Here is a 17685-nt window from a genome sequence, read left to right as displayed (position 1 = left end):
GGGACGGCCCGCAGGGCCGAGCCCGGAATCCATAACCACCATCGGGAGTATGGTTTCCGGGCCCGCGCTGCGCGCGTCCCGGAATGACCCGAGGAAACCGGGAGAGAAAGTCATGTCAGACCGACTGAAGGGAAAGCGCGCAATTGTCACCGCTGCCGCGGCAGGCATCGGGCGTGCATGCGCCATCGCATTCGCGCGTGAAGGCGCAACCGTGATCGCCACCGACATCAATGAGAGCGGCATCGCCACGCTGGGCAAGGAAGGCGTCGCCGAGACCGCCCGGCTCGACGTTCGCAGCAGCGCTGAGGTCAACAGCTTCGCCAAGCGCGTTGGCAAGATCGACATCCTGCTCAATGCGGCGGGCTTCGTGCATCACGGCACGATTCTGGAGTGCTCGGACGAGGATTTCGACTTCTCGTTCGACCTCAACGTCAAATCCATGCACCGGACCATCAAGGCGTTCCTGCCTGCGATGCTGGCGGGCGGAGGCGGCAGCATCGTCAACATTTCGTCTTGCGCGGCATTGCGGCCGCCGGCCAATCGCTATGTCTACAGCGCGTCGAAAGCAGCGGTTTCGCTGCTGACGCGCGCGGTCGCGCTCGACTTCATCACCCAGGGCATCCGCTGCAATGCGATCTGCCCGGGCACCGTGGAGACGCCCTCGATGCTCGATCGCGCGGCCGCCGCCGGCCCGGATGGACGCGAGAAATTCGTCGCTCGCCAGAAGATGGGCCGGCTCGGCACCGCAGAGGAGATCGCGGCCATGGCGGTCTATCTTGCGAGCGACGAGGCCGCATTCACCACCGGCGTCGACATGGTCGTCGACGGCGGCTTCATGCTCTGACCTCCACGCGATCAAAGGCATTTTGCATGAACAAGATCGATCTCAACGGCCGCTGTGCCGTCGTCACCGGCGGCGCGCAAGGCTTCGGCCGCGCCATCACCGAGCGCTTTGTCGCGTCCGGCGCCAAGGTCGCGATCTGGGATTTCGACCAGCCGCTGGCCGAGAAGACCGCGCGGGCGATCGGCGAGAACGTCATCGCGATCAAGACCGATGTCACCGACCCCGCCGCGGTCGACGCCGCGCGCGATCAGACGCTGCGGGCGTTCGGCAAGATCGACATCCTCGTCAATAACGCCGGCATCACCGGGGCCAACAAGCCTGTGTGGGAAACCGATCTCGACGACTGGCGCAGGGTGATGCGCATCAATCTCGAGGGTCCCTTCATCTGCTGCAAGGCGATCGTGCCGACCATGATCGGCCAGAAGTACGGCCGCATCGTCAACATCGCCTCGATCGCCGGCAAGGAAGGCAACCCGAACGCCGCGCATTATTCGTCGTCGAAGGCCGGCCTGATCGCGCTGACGAAATCGCTGGGCAAGGAGCTCGCCCAGCACGACATCCTGGTCAACGCGGTGACGCCGGCCGCGGCGAAGACCGCGATCTTCGACCAGATGACGAAAGCGCATATCGACTTCATGCTGTCGAAGATTCCGAAGGCCCGCTTCGTGCAGGTCGAGGAGCTCGCTTCGATGGTGGCGTGGCTGGCGTCGGAGGACTGCGCCTTCTCGACCGGCGCGGTATTCGACATCTCCGGCGGCCGGGCGACGTATTAAGCTGCGCCTCGTCTGGCTGGCTGCCGCAGCGCCGTGACGAGATGATCGGCCAGCAATGCCGCGGCGCGCGAAAGATTTTGCGCGCGGTGCAGGCGGATCTCCGCACGCGGCAGTCGCGGCATGCCGTCACGCGCGGTCAGGCGCCGCAAGGTTGGCGGAAAGGTGCCCGACTTGACGACGGTCACGGCAAGGCCCTGCGCCGCGATCGCCTCGACGGCGGACAGGCTGTGGCTGACAAAGGCGAGCCGCCACGGCCGGTTGGCCTCGTCGAGCGCCTGCATCGCCCAGCTCCGGAACAGGCATCCCTGCGGATAGAGCGCGACCGGCAGCGGATCGAGCTGCTCGACGCGATGCGCGGCGCTCGCGGCCCACACCGCCTGCTCGGTGCGCAGCAGCTCGCCCTCGCCGCGTCCCTCGGGGTGCATCGCGATCACGAGGTCATAGGCTTCGCCGAGCCGGTCCGTCATCGACGAGGTCAGTCCGGTCTCCATCTCGATATGGATCAGCGGATAGTTGGCGATGAAGTCCTTGAGCAGCGGCGGCACGATCAACGTGCCGTAGTCGTCCATCACGCCAAGGCGCACCCGCCCATCCGTGCCACGCTCGCGCACCCGGCCGACTGCTTCCGCATTGAGGCTCAGAATGCGGCGGGCGTAACCAAGCAGCCCTTCGCCGGCGGCGCTCAGATCGACATTGGTCGTGCTGCGGTGGAACAGCTCGGCCTGCAACCGCTCTTCCAGCCGCTTCACCTGCATGCTGACGGCCGATTGGGTCCGGTTCAGCGCCGAGGCGGCGCGGGTGAAGGAGCGATGGTCGGCCACCGCGACGAAGGCTTGGAGCAGATCCGGGTCCAAGACAGGAACAGTCATAACGAATCGTGATTTGATTGATCAAATCTATTCCATTTCCTGATTATCGCCTCTTTCCTAGATTGCGCAAGCGAAACCGGGGGCGAACGGCATGGGCGAGATCTCTGGGGTGTTGGCGGCGGTGCTGTCGAGTGCGCTGGGCGGCACCTCGATCGGGGCGACGCGGTATCTGGTCGGCGCCATCGATCCGCTGGCCATCGGCTCATTCCGCTTCGGCATCGGCGTCTTGCCGTTGCTGCCGCTGGCGCTGTTGCAGCGTCGAAGCTGGCCGCCGCGGCGTGACTGGCCCGGCGTCGCTGGCCTCGGCCTGTTGTTCTTTGCGGCGTTTCCGATCCTGTTCAACGCTTCGCTGATCTTCACGACCGCCGCGCGCGGCGCACTCGCGCTCTCGACGCTGCCGCTGCTGACGATGCTGGTCGGCGCTGCCCTCGGTGCCGAGCCGCTGACCGCGCGCAAGACCACAGGCGTGCTGGTCACGATCCTGGGCGTCTCGCTGGCGCTGCTCTCCGGCCTCGCCACGGCGCCCGTGGGCGCCTGGCGCGGCGACCTGTTGATGGTCGCGGCCGCGCTGTGCATGGCGCTCTACAGCATCTGGTCGAAACCCTTCATCCGCCGTTCCGGCCCGATCCCCTTCACCACGCTCGCCATGGCGGCCGGAGCCGCGGTCCTCATAACGGCCTCCCTTGTGCGTGGCAGCTTTGCGCCGGTTACCGATTTCGGCGCACCGCAATGGTTCGGCGCGATCTATCTCGGCGCCTTCGGCGCAGCGCTCACCTTCTATCTCTGGGCCTTTGCGCTGGAGCGGACGACGCCGACCCGGGTCGCGATATCAGTCACCGTCAACCCGATCGCGGCCTCGCTGGTCGGCGCAGTCCTGCTCGGCGAGCCGCTGAGTTGGAATCTGATCGCCGGCATCGTCACCGTGTTCGCCGGCATCTGGATCGCCACCACCCAGACGCAACAGGCGCACGCAATCGGGCCCGCCGTCGCACCTGACGCGCGCTGACCTGCGGCAAACGCCCCGCCAGCCAGGTCTTTGGCGAATCCGTGCTAGCCTAACGGTCCGGTCCAAGCAAACCCGACAAGCAAACCCGAGGCGGCACGCATTTGAATATTTCCCTCTACGACGTCTCCGTCTGGGTGCTGCCGCTGGTCATCGCCATCACCTTCCACGAAGCCGCGCACGGCTTCGTCGCGCACCGGCTCGGCGACGACACCGCCTGGCAGCTCGGCCGTGTCAGCTTCAACCCGCTGAAGCACATCGACCCGTTCGGCACGCTGATCCTGCCGGCCATGCTGCTGTTCGCGCATTCGCCGTTTCTGTTCGGCTACGCCAAGCCGGTTCCGGTGAACTTCCGCAAGCTCAACCATCCCAAGCTCGACATGGTGTGGGTGGCGCTGGCCGGCCCGGTGACCAACATCATCCTGGCGACCGCGGCAGCGCTGGCATTCCACGCGCTGCCCTTGGTGCCGGCCGATGCCGCAAAATGGACCGCGGACAACCTGAAAAACGCCTTCCTGATCAATATCGTGCTCGCAATCTTCAACATGATGCCGATTCCGCCGCTGGACGGCGGCCGGGTCGCGGTCGGGCTGTTGCCGCGGCCGCTGGCGATCCCGCTCTCCAGGCTCGAGCCCTACGGCATGCTGATCCTGATCGGGCTGTTGATCCTGCTGCCGGTGGTCGGCCGGCAGATCGGCCTAAATCTTGATGTTATTTCAACGATACTGCGAACTCTGACCGGCTATGTGATCAATGCCCTTCTCCTCATTACCGGAAACACATAGCCTTGCTTTAGGCATGACCTGATCGGAAAACCGGCGTCCATTTGTCCGGGTCATGCGCGGGAACGGGAACGCTTCGAGGCCATGGTGATCAAAGCTGCCGATATGCTGATTGCACGACGCGCCGACACCCGCGCGCGGGCTGACTTTGCGACCTGGAAGATGATGGCCAAGCTGAACGGCGCCTCCGCGTTGCCGCCCGAGGCGCAGAATTTCCTCGCCATCTACAAGAAGCTTGTGGACCAGATGAGCGAAGCCGATGCCGGCGAGGCAACCATCCAGCAGATGTACCGCACCTACTATGCGGAGATGGGCGGCGCCGGCAAGGCACCGGAGGTCCCAGCGCGCTCGCGCGAACCGGTCGCCGACACCGGCAACGTCACCACGTTCCGCCGCCTGCCTGCGAAGAAGGCGAACGCCTCCGACGCGAACGCGAAGCGCCCGATGCCGGTGGCGCTGATCTTCGCCTGTCTTGTCGTGGTCTACGTCGCGATCCGCTACTACTTCAAATAGCGCAGTCCGCGCTTCAACCCTTCCCTGTTTTGATGTCGACGCGCGGACGCCGCGGCATCCCGTCGCGTCACCGGCCACTCATATCGCCGCAGCGTGGAATAACGCGTGCGACCGATCGCGCCAGTGCCCTAGGCGATACGCCTGATGCCGGGCATAATGTGGAACTCAAAAAACAAAATCATACTGGAGGGAAGATGAAGCGTTCCATTGCAGCCCTGGTCATGACCACGAGCCTCGTGCTCGCAGGCAGCGTGTCGGCGCAGACGATGGACAAGGTTGTCCGGGTCGGCAGCCTCGGCGATCAGTCCGGTCTTTATCAGGATATCGGCGGACCCGGCTCGACGGTTGCGGCGCAGATGGCGATCGAGGATTCCGGGCTGCTCGCCAAGGGCTGGAAGATCGATGTGATCTCGGCCGATCACCAGAACAAGCCCGACGTCGGCGTCAACATCGGCAAGCAGTGGATCGACGTCGAGAAGGTCGACGTGTTCGTCGACCTCGCAAGCTCGGGCGTCGGGCTCGCGATTGCCAACCTCGCCAAGGAGAAGAACGTCGTCAACCTGAACTCGGGCTCGGCATCCTCCGACCTCACCGGCGCGCAATGCTCGCCGAACACGGTGCACTGGGTCTACGATACCTACATGCTGGCCAACGGCACCGGCAAGGCGCTGGTGAAGTCCGGCGGCGACACATGGTTCTTCCTCACCGCGGACTACGCGTTCGGCCAGGCGCTCGAGCGCGACACCGCGGCGGTCGTCACCGCGAATGGCGGCAAAGTGCTCGGCAGCGTCAAGCATCCGCTCAACAACGCCGACTTCTCGTCCTTCCTGCTGCAGGCGCAGAGCTCGAAGGCCAAGATCGTCGGCCTGGCCAATGCCGGCGGCGACACCACCAATGCGATCAAGCAGGCGGCCGAGTTCGGCATCGTCGCCGGCGGCCAGAAGCTGGCGGGCATGCTGATGTTCCTGACCGACGTCAACGCGCTCGGCCTCAACGTCGCGCAGGGCCTGAACTTCACCGAGACGTTCTACTGGGACCTGAACGACCAAACCCGCGCCTTCACCAAGCGGTTCATGGAGCGCTTCAAGAAGAACCCGCCGACCATGGTGCAGGCCGGCGTGTATTCGTCGCTGATCCATTATTTCAAGGCGCTGGAGGCGCTCGGCGGCAATCCGCATGACGGCCGCGCCGTGGTCGCCAAGATGAAGGAATTGCCGACCGACGATCCGCTGTTCGGCAAGGGTTCGATCCGCATCGACGGCCGCAAGATCCACCCCGCTTATCTGTTCGAGGTGAAGAAGCCACAGGAGTCAAAGTATCCGTGGGACTATTACAAGCTGGTCGCCACCATCCCCGCCGATGAAGCCTTTTTGCCGCTCGAGAAGAGCGTCTGCCCATTGGTGAAGAAAAGCTGAGCGCTGCAGCTGTGTAGGGGGATTAGCGACTCGTCCGCCGTAGCTCGACGAGCGAAGGCGGGAGCGTAATCCACCGCTCGTCGAAAAAGAATGGCGGGTTACGCTGTTCGCTAACCCGCCCTACGCGACTTGGCAGCGTATTCAATGGTGAAATGGATTCCGGGCTCGCGACTTCGTCGCGCCCCGGAATGACGAAGACTTGCGATCGTATCGCGAGTCTTTCCGCCTACTTCTTCGGCTTGTTGAACTTGACGTCGAGGCTGAAGGAGAACTGATCGTCGGTCAGGTCGGCCGGGGGCGCCGGCACCGGATCGGAACGGTGCACCATCGAGACCGCCGCGTCGTCATAGGCGGCGTCACCCGACGATTCCATCACAGCGACCGACAGCACCTTGCCGACGCGGTTGAGCACAAGGGCCACCTTGACCTTGGCATCCTTGATCTTGTTCTCCGGGAATTTCTTGTGCAGGTCGAGATAGGCGCTGATCTTCTTGCCCCATTTGGCGGTCAGCGCGAGCTTGTCCTTGCCGATGCCGGGATTGGGGGCCTTGGTGGTCTCCGACTGGCGCGAAGCGTCTTCCAGCTTGGTCGGCGCCGCCGCCTCCGAAGCCTGCTGAGCCTCCTGCGCGTTGGTCTCGACCTTGGCGACCTTGGCCTCCTCCTCCTTCTGCTTCTTGCTGTTGTCCTCGGTGACGATGCGATCGGGGTCGTCGGCCTCCATCGGCTGGGCCTGCGGCAGGTCGGTATCCTTGACCTCCGCTTTCTGCTGGGTCATCTCCTGCACGGCCTGCTGCTCATCGGCCGGCGCTCCGGGCGGTGCGGCTTCCTCAGGCACATCCGGAGAGGCGAGCTCGACGGCATATTCCGCGCCGGCAGCGCCAAGGCCCTCGTCGCCGTCGTCGCCGCGCAAATTGGTCAGCGCCAGCGCCGCGCCGCCCAGATGCAGCCCGACCGCCGTCACCGCGGCGATCACCCAGAGCCGCTTGGACGCCCGCAGATCGAGATCGGGGTTGATGGACATCGTTGTTCGCCGTCAGGGTTTGGCCGGCTCGGCCTGCGGTGCCGCGGGCGCTCCCGGAACGCCCTCGAGCGTGACCAGCTTGACCCGCGTGTAGCCGCCGGCGCGCAGCAACTCCATCACGCCCATCAATTCGCCGTAGGGCACGACGCGGTCGGCGCGCAGGAACACATACTTGTCCCGGCTCATCTCCGGCACCGCATCCAGCGCATTGGCCAGGTCGGCGCGCTTCACCGAATTCTCCCCGATCGCCAACGTCAAGTCCGGCTTGATGCTGACATAGGTCGGCTTGTCCGGCTTCTTCTGCGGCGTCGCGCTGGAGGTCGGCAGATCGATCGGCAGGTCGACGGTCGAGAGCGGCGCCGCCACCATGAAGATAATCAGCAGCACCAGCATCACGTCGATGAACGGCGTGACGTTGATCTCGTGGGATTCCGCGAAATCGTCGTCGCCATCGTTCTCGGAGATCGAGACTGCCATCGCCTACTCCGCCGCCGCGGCGCGCGCATGCGTGCCGAGCGGAACGCTGCCATGGGTGCGATCGAGATCGCGCGACAACAGACGTCCGGCCGCACCCGAGGCGCGGTTGACGAGTTCGAGGTAGACCTTCGTGACGCGCGAGAAATGGTTGTAGATGATCACGGCGGGGATCGCCGCGACGAGGCCGATCGCGGTTGCCAGCAGCGCCTCCGCGATGCCCGGCGCCACCACGGCAAGATTCGTGGTCTGCGACTTCGAAATGCCGATGAAGCTGTTCATGATGCCCCAGACGGTGCCGAACAGGCCGACGAAGGGCGACGTTGCGCCGATGGTCGCGAGCAGGCCCATGCCGATGCGGATCTTGCGGGCTTCGGCGCGCACGATCTCGGCAAAGCTCGACGCGGCGCGCTCCTTGATGCCGCTGTCGCTGGAGATCCCCGCCGACAGACGTCCCTCGCGCATCGCGGCCGCGATAAACGACGACAGCACGCTGCCCTTGGCGCCGAGCGCGAATTGGGCTTCCGCCAGCGAGCGCGATTCAGCGATCTTGGCCAGCGCGCCACGCAGCCTGCTCTGCGCCACGGTCAGCTCGACCATCTTGGCGATGAACACCGTCCAGGTGACGAGCGACGCGAAGGCAAGGCCGAGCATCACCGCCTTCACGATGATGTCGGCGTTCAGGAACATATTCCACGGCGACAATTCGCGCAGCCCGGTGCCGGTCGACTTCAGCGACTTGCCATCGCCGCCTGCGGGCGCGGCCGACGACGCATCGATCGCGGTCGGTGCCGGAGCCGCCGCGGCAGGTACCGGGGCGGCCTGGGCTTGCGGTGCCGCCGGGGCCACCGGCGCAGCGACTGGGGATGGGGCCGCCGGCGCCTGTTGGGCCGTCGGCAATTGAGACTGGGTCACGGGCGCTGGTTTCGCGGCAGGCGCCGTTTGCTGCTGCGCCGAAGACGGCGCGGCCAGCATCAGCATCGCCAGCGAGGCGATCACGGCGGATGCAGCGGGGAACTTGAATGTCATCATCAGTTACACTTCAGCCCAGTGACGGATCAGGTTGTGATAGATGCCGGTCAATTTGACCGTTTCAGGGTCATCGCGCCCCAGCCGCTCCACCAGAGCCTGGATCGCCGTATCGAGATCAAAGATCAGGCTGCGCGCGTGTGCATCCCGTACCATGCTCTGCAGCCAGAAAAAAGACGCAACCCGGGTGCCCCGGGTGACCGGCGTGACCAGATGCAAGCTGGAAGCAGGATAAACTACCAGATCGCCCGCCGGCAGCTTGATTTCATGGGATCCGTAGAGATCCTCGATCACAAGCTCGCCGCCATCGTAGTCCTCCGGCTCCGATAAAAACAGCGTGACCGAGAGATCGGTGCGGATCCGCAGGCCCGTCAGCTTGTCGCCGCGCACCGCATTGTCGACATGCAGGCCGAAATGGTGCCCGTCGCTTGCGGCATAGCGGTTGAACAAGGGTGGAAAGATTCTAAGCGGAATCGCCGCCGAGATGAAGCGCGGGCTTGCCGACAGCGCGCTCAGGATCCGGTTGCCAAGCTGCCGCGCGACCTCGCTGTCGGGCGGCAGCTGCTCGTTGCGCTTGACCAGCGCGGAAGCAGCACCGGCGGTCGAGCGGCCGTCCTCCCATCCGCTGGCATCCATGATGCGGCGGAAGTCCGCCACATCAGCCTTGCTCAATACGTTGGGAACACAGACCAGCATCGTCCGCCGCGAAGCCTCCGTCAGTAACGCGCAGAAACAACCAGATACGCGGCGCGTCCGGGTGCTTCGAGCACGAACGGCGCTGCGCTCTGGTACAACGCGTCGTAGTAGCGCTTGTCGAAGATGTTGTTGACGAACAGCTTCATGGTCCAGTTCTTGTCGATCTTCGCCTCGGCGAAGGCGTCGAAGCGCCAGTAGCTCGGGATCGACGTGCCCTGGTTCGCCGCGAGCAACGTGCCGCCATACACCTTCGAGCGGTACACCGCCTGCCCGCCGAGCTCCCACATGTCGGTGAGTTGGTACTTCGTCAGCATGCTGAACGACTGAGGCGCGACGTTGGCGAGCGGCAATCCAACGTTGCTGGAGTACAGGATCGTGTTGGCCGGCGGCGCCAGCGACTTCGTCACGACCGACTGCATCAGCACCAGTCCGCCGAACACGCTCCACTTGTCGGTGATCTTGCCGCCGACGCCGAGATCGATACCGCGGATACGGTAGGCGGCGCCCGCCGTGATACAGGAGATGTTGCCGGTCGTTCCGGCTGGGTAGGTGCATCCAAGCGCTGAAGCCGCGGTTGCGTTGTTGACATTCTGCGCTTCGCGCGCGTTTTCCTTCTCGGTCTGGAACAGCGCCGCCGTCACCAGCAAGTGGCGATCAAACAGCTCCCACTTGGTGCCGACCTCGATGGCCTTGTTCTTTTCCGGCCCGAAGATCTGGGTGTTGCCGCCGGGAAGGTTGGGATTGATGCCGCCATAGGCGGTGCTGGTGCCGTCGAACTCGGCGCCGACAGGGTTGGACGAGGTCGCGTAGGCTGCATAGACGCTGCCGTTCGGCAGCGGCTTCAAGGTGAGGCCAAGGTTGAAGTTCGGCATCCCGAACTCGGCCGACTGCTGGCCGAGGGTGCCGTTGGTCGCGAATGCGGACGTGTTGATCTTGTAGTCGTCGTAACGGACGCCGCCATTGAGGATGACGAAGTCGTTGTAGTTGGCGGAATCCATGACGTATCCGCTCACGGTGTCGATACCGATCTTGGTCGGCCTTCCCAGGAGCGACGGTATCCCGAACGGCTGATTTGTGAATTGCGGGTTGAAGACGCTGACGCCGGAGAGCGAACCGCTCCCCGTGAACGACGATGTGCCGGTGGTGATTTCGGAGCTCAGGCCGGTGAAGCTGTCAATCGAAGACCGCTCGTTGTCGTATTCGACGCCGGCCGTCGTCGTGTGCTTGAAGCCGAGCCCGTCGACCGACTTGTAGGTCGCCTCGGTCTGGTTGGCGAACACGTCGGTGACCTGGAAACGGCTCTGCGGATTGGCGCTCAGCGTATACGCCGTGAACGGCGCGCCAGCGGCGAGCGTCGGCGATTCAGGGAGCGTGCCGATGTATTTCTGGGTCGAACGCGATTCCCGGATCTTGTTGCTGATCATGAGGTCCGGCGTGATCTGGACCTCGGCATTGATCGTGCCGATGTCCTGCCCGGTCCTGAAGAAGTCGCGGTTGACGAAGCCGTAGAAATTGTTGCGGTTGACGCCGAAGTCCGGGAACGGGCCACCGGCCGTGCTCGCCGTGCTCGGCCGGTAGTACGGCACGCCGAAATCCGGGATACCGGTGAGTTCGGTATGGATGTAGTTGCCGGTGATCTTGACCGCGTCGACCGGTTTCCAGGTCGCTGCGACGAAGCCGCCATCGCGATTGTCGGTGACATAGCCGCGGCCGGCAACGCCGGCATCCTGGAACAGGCCGCCGGCGCGGATCGCCAGCGTCGGGCTGATCACCTGGTTGACATCGAGCGTCACCCGCTTGGTGCGGTCGGTGCCGAACGTCGTGTCCATGTTGTAGAAGCTCTTCTCCGTCGTCGCCTGCTTGGTGACGATGTTGATCGCACCGCCGGTGGTGCCGCGTCCCGCAAAGGACGAGCCCGGACCGCGCAGGATCTCGACCTGCTCGGTGAAGAAGTTCTCGCGGACGCTGACGCCGGCGTCGCGGACGCCGTCGATGAAGATGTCATTGCGCGCATCGAAGCCGCGGATGAAGAAGCGGTCGCCGAAGGCGTTGCCGCCCTCGCCCGTGCCGAGCGTGACGCCGGCCGTCGACAGGATCGCCGATTTCAGCGAGGTCGCATTCTTGTCTTCGAGCACGTCCTTGGTCAGCACGGTAACTGACCTCGGCGTGTTCAGGATCGGCTCGGGATACTTGCCGGATGCTTGCAAGCGGTCGCCCTTGTACGGCGCGGCCGGATCCGCGTAGGGGTCGCGGTCGGCGGCAAGACCGCCGGCGTTGGGAAACGGCACCGGTGCCTGCTGCGCCTGCTGGTTGTTGCGGCGCGCGGCACGACGTAGCGCATTGCGGGCGCGCACCTGGTCCGAGGTCGGCTTTGATGTGACGGGCTTGGGCCGCGCGACCGGCGCATCGATATTCACCGGCGGAAGGTTGGTTTGCTGCGCTTCCGCCCCCGAAAACGACGCCACCGCGATCAGACCAGCGACCGCGGAAACCTTCGTGGCGGAATAGCCCGTATCATCAGCCGAACCGTTCGCTGCATCGAAGCGCAACGATCTCGGCGCCTTCACATTGCTCATTTTTTGCGTGCCCCAGATAAATCCAGTTCGTTCGCGAAATGAAGCTGCGACGAACTGTCTTCATCGGTTATCGAGCGTGAGTTTTTTTATCAATGCGATCAGCGCCACAATCGGCTTGAATCGCCCCAATTCAAAGCGATTCTAATCTGCGCTTTGAAATCGTTCTAAACTCTAGTTTTTAAGCGTTCTAATAACTGTTCTAAAGTGACACCCAAGCGTCAGCGGCCACCGCCCTGCAAGGCGCTGGTCTGTACGTCGTCCCGATCACTCGGCGCTCGGTGGCTTCATCAGCGAAAACAGCTCGTCGATGGTTCGCTGCGCGACCTGCCGCACGCTGTCGCTGTTCTCCAGGCCCGTGATATTGACGCCGTTGACGACAGCTTTGATCTCGTCGCGGAAGTCGGTGAGGAAGCGCAGCGGGTCGCGCTGCTCGTTGGCGACGCGCGCGATCAATCCGGTGACCAGAATCTGGCATGCCATCATGCGCCCGTTCAACTCATCCATCGCTGCCCTCATCCGCTCGCATCGTCGCTCGCGTATGAACGACATCACGCGGCGTTTCAACCACGTCGCGCAAGCTGCAGCAGGTGAACGGACAAGAAAGCAGATCTGCGCGCGACGAGATGCGCGCTATTTCGCGGCGATGTGCTCGGCCTCCTCGCCGAGCGCCTTGATGCGATCCTTGACCTCGCGAAGCGTGTTGAGGCCGCTTTCGACATGCCTGTCCGACACGTCGCGCAGCACGTCGCCGGCGATCGCATCGCGCAGACTGTCGAGGTCGTCGACGAGGCGGCGCCCGGTCCTGGTCAGGAACAGGCGATTGGCGCGGCGATCCCTGGGGTCAGGCCGGCGTTCGAGCAGGCCGTGCTCAACAAGGCGATCAAGCAGCCGCACCAGCGAGATCGGCTGCAGTTCGAGCACGTCGGCGAGATCGACCTGGGACAGTCCCTCCTGCTCGCGCAGGCGGAACAGCACAATCCATTGTGCACGCGTGGTGCCTCGCGCCTTGGCGCGATGATCGATATAATTGCGCAGCAGCCTGGAACTCTCCACGAGTTGCGCAATGAACTGGCGTTTGAGATCGAGCGACATAGGGGTCCTCGGTGCGTTTCCCAGACGGAATGTTTCTGCTCGTTTCTGACCTAAACCTTTCCAAATGTTTAGGATTCTCAAGCCTTGGTGTGTTTACACATTAAGTGCACGCATATTATATCCGCAAGCTCTGTGAAGCGTTTCGATCACCCTTTATTGTTACGTCGAGCCCAAGAGTCCGCATGTCAAAGTCACGCACCATCGGTTGGGTTTTAGTGATCGCGGCGGTCGGCGCGGCCGGCTATTTCGGCTGGCAGAAATACACCGACAACCAGCAGGCGATCGCGGCTGCGCAGAAGCGGGCTGCCCAGCGCCCGGCCGTTCCGGTCAAGATCTCTCCGGTCGAGAAGGCTGACTTCCCGGTCTATCTCACCGGTCTCGGCACGGTGCAGGCCTTCAACACCGTCCAGGTCCGCACCCGGGTCGACGGCCAGATCACCAGGATCGCCTTCAAGGAAGGCCAGTTCGTCAAGGCCGGCGACACGCTGGTCGAGATCGATCCGCGGCCCTATCAGGCAACGCTCGACCAGGCCAAGGCCAAGAAGGCGCAGGACGAGGCCAATATCGCCAACGCCAATCTCGACCTGCAGCGCTACACCAAGCTCGGCGAGTTCGCGACGCGCCAGCAGCTCGACACCCAGCGTTCCACCGTGGCCCAGCTCACGGCCCAGATCGCCGCCGACGAGGCCGCCATCTTCAACGCCCAGACCCAGGTCGACTACACCACCGTGAAGTCGCCGATCGACGGCATCGTCGGCCTGCGACTGGTCGATATCGGCAACATCGTCAACGCCTCGGCCCAGACCGGCATTGTGACGATCACCCAAATCGAGCCGATCACGGTGATCTTCACCGCACCCGAAGACCAGCTGCCCGACATCAAGGCGGCGCTGGCCGTGGCGCCGCCCAAGACCATTGCCCTGACCACCGACGGCAAGCGGGTGCTGTCCACCGGAACCCTGGCGCTGATCAACAATCAGGTCGACACGTCAAGCGGGACTGTCCGGCTGAAGGCGGTGTTTGACAACAAGGACCATGCGCTGTGGCCAGGCCAGTCGGTCTCGACCCGGCTCTTGGTCAGGACCTTGAAGGATGCCACCGTCGTCCCGGATGACGCGGTGCAGCATGGCACCGAAGGCCTCTACGCGTATTCAGTCAATCAGGAGAACAAGGCCGAGCTTCGCAAGATCAAGGTCAGCCAGTCGATCGACGGCAAGTCGGTGATCGAGGAAGGCCTGTCGCCGGGACAGCAGGTGATCACCGCGGGCCAGTACAAGGTCTCGCCGGGGACCCTGGTGACGACGGCGGTGGCGAGCTCGGATCAATCCCAGTCGAAGGTCACGCAGGAATGAGCGCCGGAATTTCCGCACCATTCATCCGCTTCCCCATCGGCACCTCGCTGCTGATGGCGGGCATCCTGTTCATAGGTCTCGTCGCCTATCCGCTGCTGCCGGTGGCGCCGCTGCCGCAGGTCGACTTTCCGACCATCCAGATCACCGCGACGCTGCCGGGCGGAAGCCCGGAGACGATGGCGACTTCGGTCGCTCAGCCGCTGGAACGCCAGTTCGCGCAGATCCCCGGCATCGCGCAGATGACCTCGACGAGCTATCTGGGCACCGCGGCGGTCACCATCCAGTTCGATCTCAACCGCTCAATCGACGGCGCCGCCAACGACGTGCAGGCCGCCATCAACGCGGCAAGCGGCCAGCTGCCGAAGACCCTTCCCTCGCCGCCGACCTATCGCAAGGTCAACCCGGCCGACTCGCCGATCATGCTGCTGTCGGCGACGTCAGACACGCTGCCGCTGACCACGGTCAGCGATGCCGTCGATGCGCAACTTGCCCAGCAGATCAGCCAGATCTCCGGCGTCGCGCAGGTCATCATCGGCGGTCAGCAGAAGCCGTCGGTTCGCGTCCAGATCGATCCGGCCAAGCTGGTCGCCAAGGGCCTGTCGCTGGAAGACGTCCGCGCCGCGATCAACATCGCCACTGTCGACAGCCCGAAGGGCAATATCGACGGCGCCACCCGCGCCTACACCATCTATGCCAACGACCAGCTGCTCACGGCCGATCCGTGGAACGACGTCATCATCGCCTACCGCAATGGCGGGCCGCTGCGCATTCGCGACATCGGCCGGGCGGTCACCGGCCCGGAGGACGCCAAGCAGGCCGCCTGGGCCAACGGCAAGCGCGGCGTGTTCCTCGTCATCTTCAAGCAGCCCGGCGCCAACGTCATCGACACCGTCGACAAGATCAAGGCGACGCTGCCCCGGTTGGTCGCCGCGATCCCGCCGGCGATCAAGATCGATGTCATCTCCGACCGCACCACCACGATCCGCGCCGCGGTGGAGGACGTCCAGTTCACCCTGCTCCTGACCATCTTCCTGGTCGTGATGGTGATCTTCGTCTTCCTGCGCAGTTTCTGGGCCACCGTGATCCCGACCGTCACGGTGCCATTGGCGCTGCTCGGCGCCTGCGCGCTGATGTGGGTGTTCGGCTACACGCTCGACAATCTGTCGCTGATGGCGCTCACGATCGCGGTCGGCTTCGTGGTCGACGACGCCATCGTGATGCTGGAGAACATCAGCCGCTACATCGAAGAGGGCGAAAAGCCGATGGCGGCCGCCTTCAAGGGTTCGCAGGAAATCGGCTTCACCATCGTTTCGATCAGCATCTCGCTGGTCGCGGTGCTGATCCCGCTGCTGTTGATGGGCGGCATCATCGGCCGCCTGTTCCGCGAATTCGCGGTCGTGCTGGCGATGACGATCTTCGTCTCGATGTTCGTGTCGCTGACGCTGACCCCGATGATGGCCTCGCGCTTCCTGCGCGCCCATAATGAGGAGCGGCACGGCCGCTTCTATCAGCTCAGCGAGCGCGGCTTCGACGCAATGCTGCGCGGCTATCAGTCCGGGCTCGATCTCGCGCTGCGCTGGAAGTTCACGACGCTGATGATCTTCTTCGGGACGCTGGCGCTGTCGGTCTACCTGTTCGTCGTCATTCCGAAGGGCTTCTTCCCGCAGCAGGACGTCGGCCTGATCACGGCAACGTCGGAAGCCAGCCAGGACATCTCCTTCGCGGATATGAAGCGGAGGCAGGAGGAGCTCGGCAAGATCGTGATGACTGATCCGGCCGTCGCGACGGTGGCGATGGCGATCGGCGGCAGCGGCCGCGCCGGCAACAACGGCGCGATGTACATCACGCTCAAGCCGCTCAGGGATCGCGACGCCAACGCGCAGCAGGTGATCGCCCGGCTGCGTCCGAAGCTGGAGAAGATCGAGGGTGCCCGGCTGTTCATGCAGGCAGCGCAGGACGTCCGCCTCGGCGGCCGCCCGACCCGCACCCAGTTCGAATTCACGCTGCAGGATGCCGACCTCAGCGAACTGAACCAGTGGGCGCCGAAGATCCTCAGCAAGATGCAGACGCTGCCGCAGCTGCGCGACGTCGCCACCGACCAGCAGACCAACGGCACCACGGTCGAGCTGAAGATCAACCGCGACACCGCCTCGCGCTATGGCATCCAGCCGCAGCTGATCGACGACACGCTCTATGACGCGTTCGGCCAGCGCCAGGTGACGCAGTACTTCACCCAGCTCAACAGCTACCACGTGATCCTCGAGGTCCTGCCCGAGCTGCAGGGCGCGATCGACACGCTGAACAACATCTACATCAAGTCGCCGCTGACCGGCGAGCAGGTGCCTATCTCGACCATTGCGAAATGGACCAGCGTGCCGGTGCGACCGCTCTCGATCAGCCATCAGGGCCAGTTCCCGGCGATCACGATCTCCTTCAACCTGGCGCAGGGTACAGCACTCGGCCAGGCGACAGAGGCGGTGCAGAAGTCGATGGTCGACCTCGGCGCGCCAGCGACCCTGAGCTCGAGCTTCCAGGGCACCGCGCAGGCGTTCCAGCAATCACTGTCGACCGTGCCGCTGCTGATCCTGGCCGCGCTCGTGGTGGTCTACCTGATCCTCGGCATTCTCTACGAGAGCTACATCCACCCGATCACCATTCTGTCGACGCTGCCTTCGGCTGGCGTCGGCGCGCTGGCGATCCTGATGGCGGCCGGTTTCGACTTCTCGCTGATCGCACTGATCGGCATCATCCTGCTGATCGGCATCGTGAAGAAGAACGGCATCATGATGGTCGACTTCGCGATCGCCGCCGAACGCGACCAGCATATGGAGCCGGAGGCGGCGATCCGTCAGGCCGCCCTGCTCCGCTTCCGCCCGATCATGATGACGACGATGGCGGCATTGCTCGGCGGCGTGCCGCTGATGCTCGGTACCGGCACCGGCTCGGAAATCCGCCAGCCGCTCGGCTATGCCATGGTCGGCGGACTGATCGTCAGCCAGGCGCTGACGCTGTTCACGACGCCCGTCGTCTATCTCTATCTCGACAAGCTCTCCAACGCGTTCGCGAATTGGGGCCGCTCGCCGCGCGCCGATCACGACGCCGACGACGGCGAGGACGGATCGGTCAAGCAGGCCGCCGAGTGACTTGACTTTGCCCTCATACCGGCACATCCGAAAGATGTTCGTTTCGGAGCCGGTACCGTGCAGATTGTCGCAAAGTCGCTTGTCGTCCTGTTGACCGCGTTCG

At 64.1% G+C, this 17685-nt stretch carries 16 protein-coding genes; 8 read left to right on the top strand and 8 right to left on the bottom strand.

Going from position 1 to position 17685, the window contains the following annotated elements:
• Positions 1-112: 112 nt before the first annotated feature.
• On the top strand, positions 113-844 hold the full coding sequence (locus tag V5279_RS18365; RefSeq protein WP_338699666.1) for an SDR family oxidoreductase: 732 nt from the start codon (positions 113-115) through the stop codon (positions 842-844).
• A 26-nt stretch (positions 845-870) separates the two neighbouring features.
• Entirely contained in the window at positions 871-1617 is a 747-nt protein-coding gene (locus tag V5279_RS18360; protein WP_338699664.1) for an SDR family NAD(P)-dependent oxidoreductase, read from the top strand.
• On the opposite strand, the gene V5279_RS18355 is transcribed toward V5279_RS18360, so the two are convergent.
• Positions 1614-2486 (bottom strand): LysR substrate-binding domain-containing protein, encoded by an 873-nt coding sequence (locus V5279_RS18355; protein ID WP_338699662.1) that lies wholly within the window; start codon positions 2484-2486, stop codon positions 1614-1616. The two genes, V5279_RS18360 and V5279_RS18355, sit on opposite strands and share 4 nt — an antisense overlap.
• 91 nt (positions 2487-2577) lie before the next feature.
• Here V5279_RS18355 and V5279_RS18350 point away from each other — a divergent pair, with 91 nt between their 5' ends.
• From V5279_RS18350 to V5279_RS18335, 4 genes are all read left to right on the top strand, one after another.
• Complete coding sequence (locus V5279_RS18350) at positions 2578-3492, top strand: DMT family transporter (protein WP_338699660.1); 915 nt, start codon at positions 2578-2580, stop codon at positions 3490-3492.
• 101 nt (positions 3493-3593) lie between these two features.
• Positions 3594-4274 (top strand): site-2 protease family protein, encoded by a 681-nt coding sequence (locus V5279_RS18345; protein ID WP_338699658.1) that lies wholly within the window; start codon positions 3594-3596, stop codon positions 4272-4274.
• Between the two features lie 81 nt (positions 4275-4355).
• Positions 4356-4784: a hypothetical protein gene (locus V5279_RS18340; RefSeq protein ID WP_338699656.1), complete on the top strand. Its 429-nt coding sequence runs from the start codon at positions 4356-4358 to the stop codon at positions 4782-4784.
• 194 nt (positions 4785-4978) lie between these two features.
• Positions 4979-6199 (top strand): ABC transporter substrate-binding protein, encoded by a 1221-nt coding sequence (locus V5279_RS18335; RefSeq protein ID WP_338699654.1) that lies wholly within the window; start codon positions 4979-4981, stop codon positions 6197-6199.
• Between the two features lie 226 nt (positions 6200-6425).
• Here the strand turns inward: V5279_RS18335 and V5279_RS18330 are convergent, their stop codons facing one another.
• From V5279_RS18330 to V5279_RS18300, 7 genes are all read right to left on the bottom strand, one after another.
• Positions 6426-7220, bottom strand: a complete 795-nt coding sequence (locus V5279_RS18330; protein WP_338699652.1) for a TonB family protein — start codon at positions 7218-7220, stop codon at positions 6426-6428.
• A 12-nt stretch (positions 7221-7232) separates the two neighbouring features.
• Positions 7233-7697 carry a TonB system transport protein ExbD gene (gene exbD, locus V5279_RS18325; protein ID WP_338699650.1) on the bottom strand — a complete coding sequence of 155 codons (465 nt, stop codon included), beginning with the start codon at positions 7695-7697 and terminating at the stop codon, positions 7233-7235.
• A 3-nt stretch (positions 7698-7700) separates the two neighbouring features.
• A complete protein-coding gene (exbB, locus tag V5279_RS18320) occupies positions 7701-8726 on the bottom strand; it encodes a tonB-system energizer ExbB (RefSeq protein ID WP_338699648.1) in 1026 nt (341 codons plus the stop codon).
• Positions 8727-8729: 3 nt separating this feature from the next.
• Positions 8730-9419 (bottom strand): Fe2+-dependent dioxygenase, encoded by a 690-nt coding sequence (locus V5279_RS18315; RefSeq protein ID WP_338699646.1) that lies wholly within the window; start codon positions 9417-9419, stop codon positions 8730-8732.
• A gap of 20 nt (positions 9420-9439) precedes the next feature.
• The gene (locus tag V5279_RS18310; RefSeq protein WP_338699644.1) at positions 9440-11995 is read right to left on the bottom strand and encodes a TonB-dependent receptor; all 2556 of its coding nucleotides are present in this window, start codon (positions 11993-11995) and stop codon (positions 9440-9442) included.
• 264 nt (positions 11996-12259) lie between these two features.
• On the bottom strand, positions 12260-12499 hold the full coding sequence (locus tag V5279_RS18305) for a hypothetical protein (RefSeq protein WP_166204262.1): 240 nt from the start codon (positions 12497-12499) through the stop codon (positions 12260-12262).
• Between the two features lie 126 nt (positions 12500-12625).
• Positions 12626-13087: a MarR family winged helix-turn-helix transcriptional regulator gene (locus V5279_RS18300; RefSeq protein WP_338699639.1), complete on the bottom strand. Its 462-nt coding sequence runs from the start codon at positions 13085-13087 to the stop codon at positions 12626-12628.
• A gap of 182 nt (positions 13088-13269) precedes the next feature.
• Between V5279_RS18300 and V5279_RS18295 the strand changes: the two genes are divergently transcribed.
• Complete coding sequence (locus V5279_RS18295; RefSeq protein ID WP_338699637.1) at positions 13270-14439, top strand: efflux RND transporter periplasmic adaptor subunit; 1170 nt, start codon at positions 13270-13272, stop codon at positions 14437-14439.
• A complete protein-coding gene (locus tag V5279_RS18290) occupies positions 14436-17582 on the top strand; it encodes a multidrug efflux RND transporter permease subunit (protein ID WP_338699635.1) in 3147 nt (1048 codons plus the stop codon). Before V5279_RS18295 ends, V5279_RS18290 begins: the two co-directional genes overlap by 4 nt.
• The last annotated feature ends 103 nt before the right edge of the window (positions 17583-17685 follow it).

The organism is Bradyrhizobium sp. 26S5, assembly GCF_036923295.1.
Lineage (GTDB): Bacteria > Pseudomonadota > Alphaproteobacteria > Rhizobiales > Xanthobacteraceae > Bradyrhizobium > Bradyrhizobium septentrionale.
The sequence above is the reverse complement of the archived record's forward strand: the minus strand, read 5'-3'. Positions and strand labels throughout refer to the sequence as shown.

Bases quoted from the DNA above. Each gene is read 5' to 3' on its own strand.
- V5279_RS18365 (WP_338699666.1), top strand. From the start codon at position 113: ATGTCAGACCGACTGAAGGGAAAGCGCGCAATTGTCACCGCTGCCGCG.
- V5279_RS18360 (WP_338699664.1), top strand. From the start codon at position 871: ATGAACAAGATCGATCTCAACGGCCGCTGTGCCGTCGTCACCGGCGGC.
- V5279_RS18355 (WP_338699662.1), bottom strand. From the start codon at position 2,486: ATGACTGTTCCTGTCTTGGACCCGGATCTGCTCCAAGCCTTCGTCGCG.
- V5279_RS18350 (WP_338699660.1), top strand. From the start codon at position 2,578: ATGGGCGAGATCTCTGGGGTGTTGGCGGCGGTGCTGTCGAGTGCGCTG.
- V5279_RS18340 (WP_338699656.1), top strand. From the start codon at position 4,356: ATGGTGATCAAAGCTGCCGATATGCTGATTGCACGACGCGCCGACACC.
- V5279_RS18335 (WP_338699654.1), top strand. From the start codon at position 4,979: ATGAAGCGTTCCATTGCAGCCCTGGTCATGACCACGAGCCTCGTGCTC.
- V5279_RS18330 (WP_338699652.1), bottom strand. From the start codon at position 7,220: ATGTCCATCAACCCCGATCTCGATCTGCGGGCGTCCAAGCGGCTCTGG.
- exbD (WP_338699650.1), bottom strand. From the start codon at position 7,697: ATGGCAGTCTCGATCTCCGAGAACGATGGCGACGACGATTTCGCGGAA.
- exbB (WP_338699648.1), bottom strand. From the start codon at position 8,726: ATGATGACATTCAAGTTCCCCGCTGCATCCGCCGTGATCGCCTCGCTG.
- V5279_RS18315 (WP_338699646.1), bottom strand. From the start codon at position 9,419: ATGCTGGTCTGTGTTCCCAACGTATTGAGCAAGGCTGATGTGGCGGAC.
- V5279_RS18310 (WP_338699644.1), bottom strand. From the start codon at position 11,995: ATGAGCAATGTGAAGGCGCCGAGATCGTTGCGCTTCGATGCAGCGAAC.
- V5279_RS18305 (WP_166204262.1), bottom strand. From the start codon at position 12,499: ATGGATGAGTTGAACGGGCGCATGATGGCATGCCAGATTCTGGTCACC.
- V5279_RS18300 (WP_338699639.1), bottom strand. From the start codon at position 13,087: ATGTCGCTCGATCTCAAACGCCAGTTCATTGCGCAACTCGTGGAGAGT.
- V5279_RS18295 (WP_338699637.1), top strand. From the start codon at position 13,270: ATGTCAAAGTCACGCACCATCGGTTGGGTTTTAGTGATCGCGGCGGTC.
- V5279_RS18290 (WP_338699635.1), top strand. From the start codon at position 14,436: ATGAGCGCCGGAATTTCCGCACCATTCATCCGCTTCCCCATCGGCACC.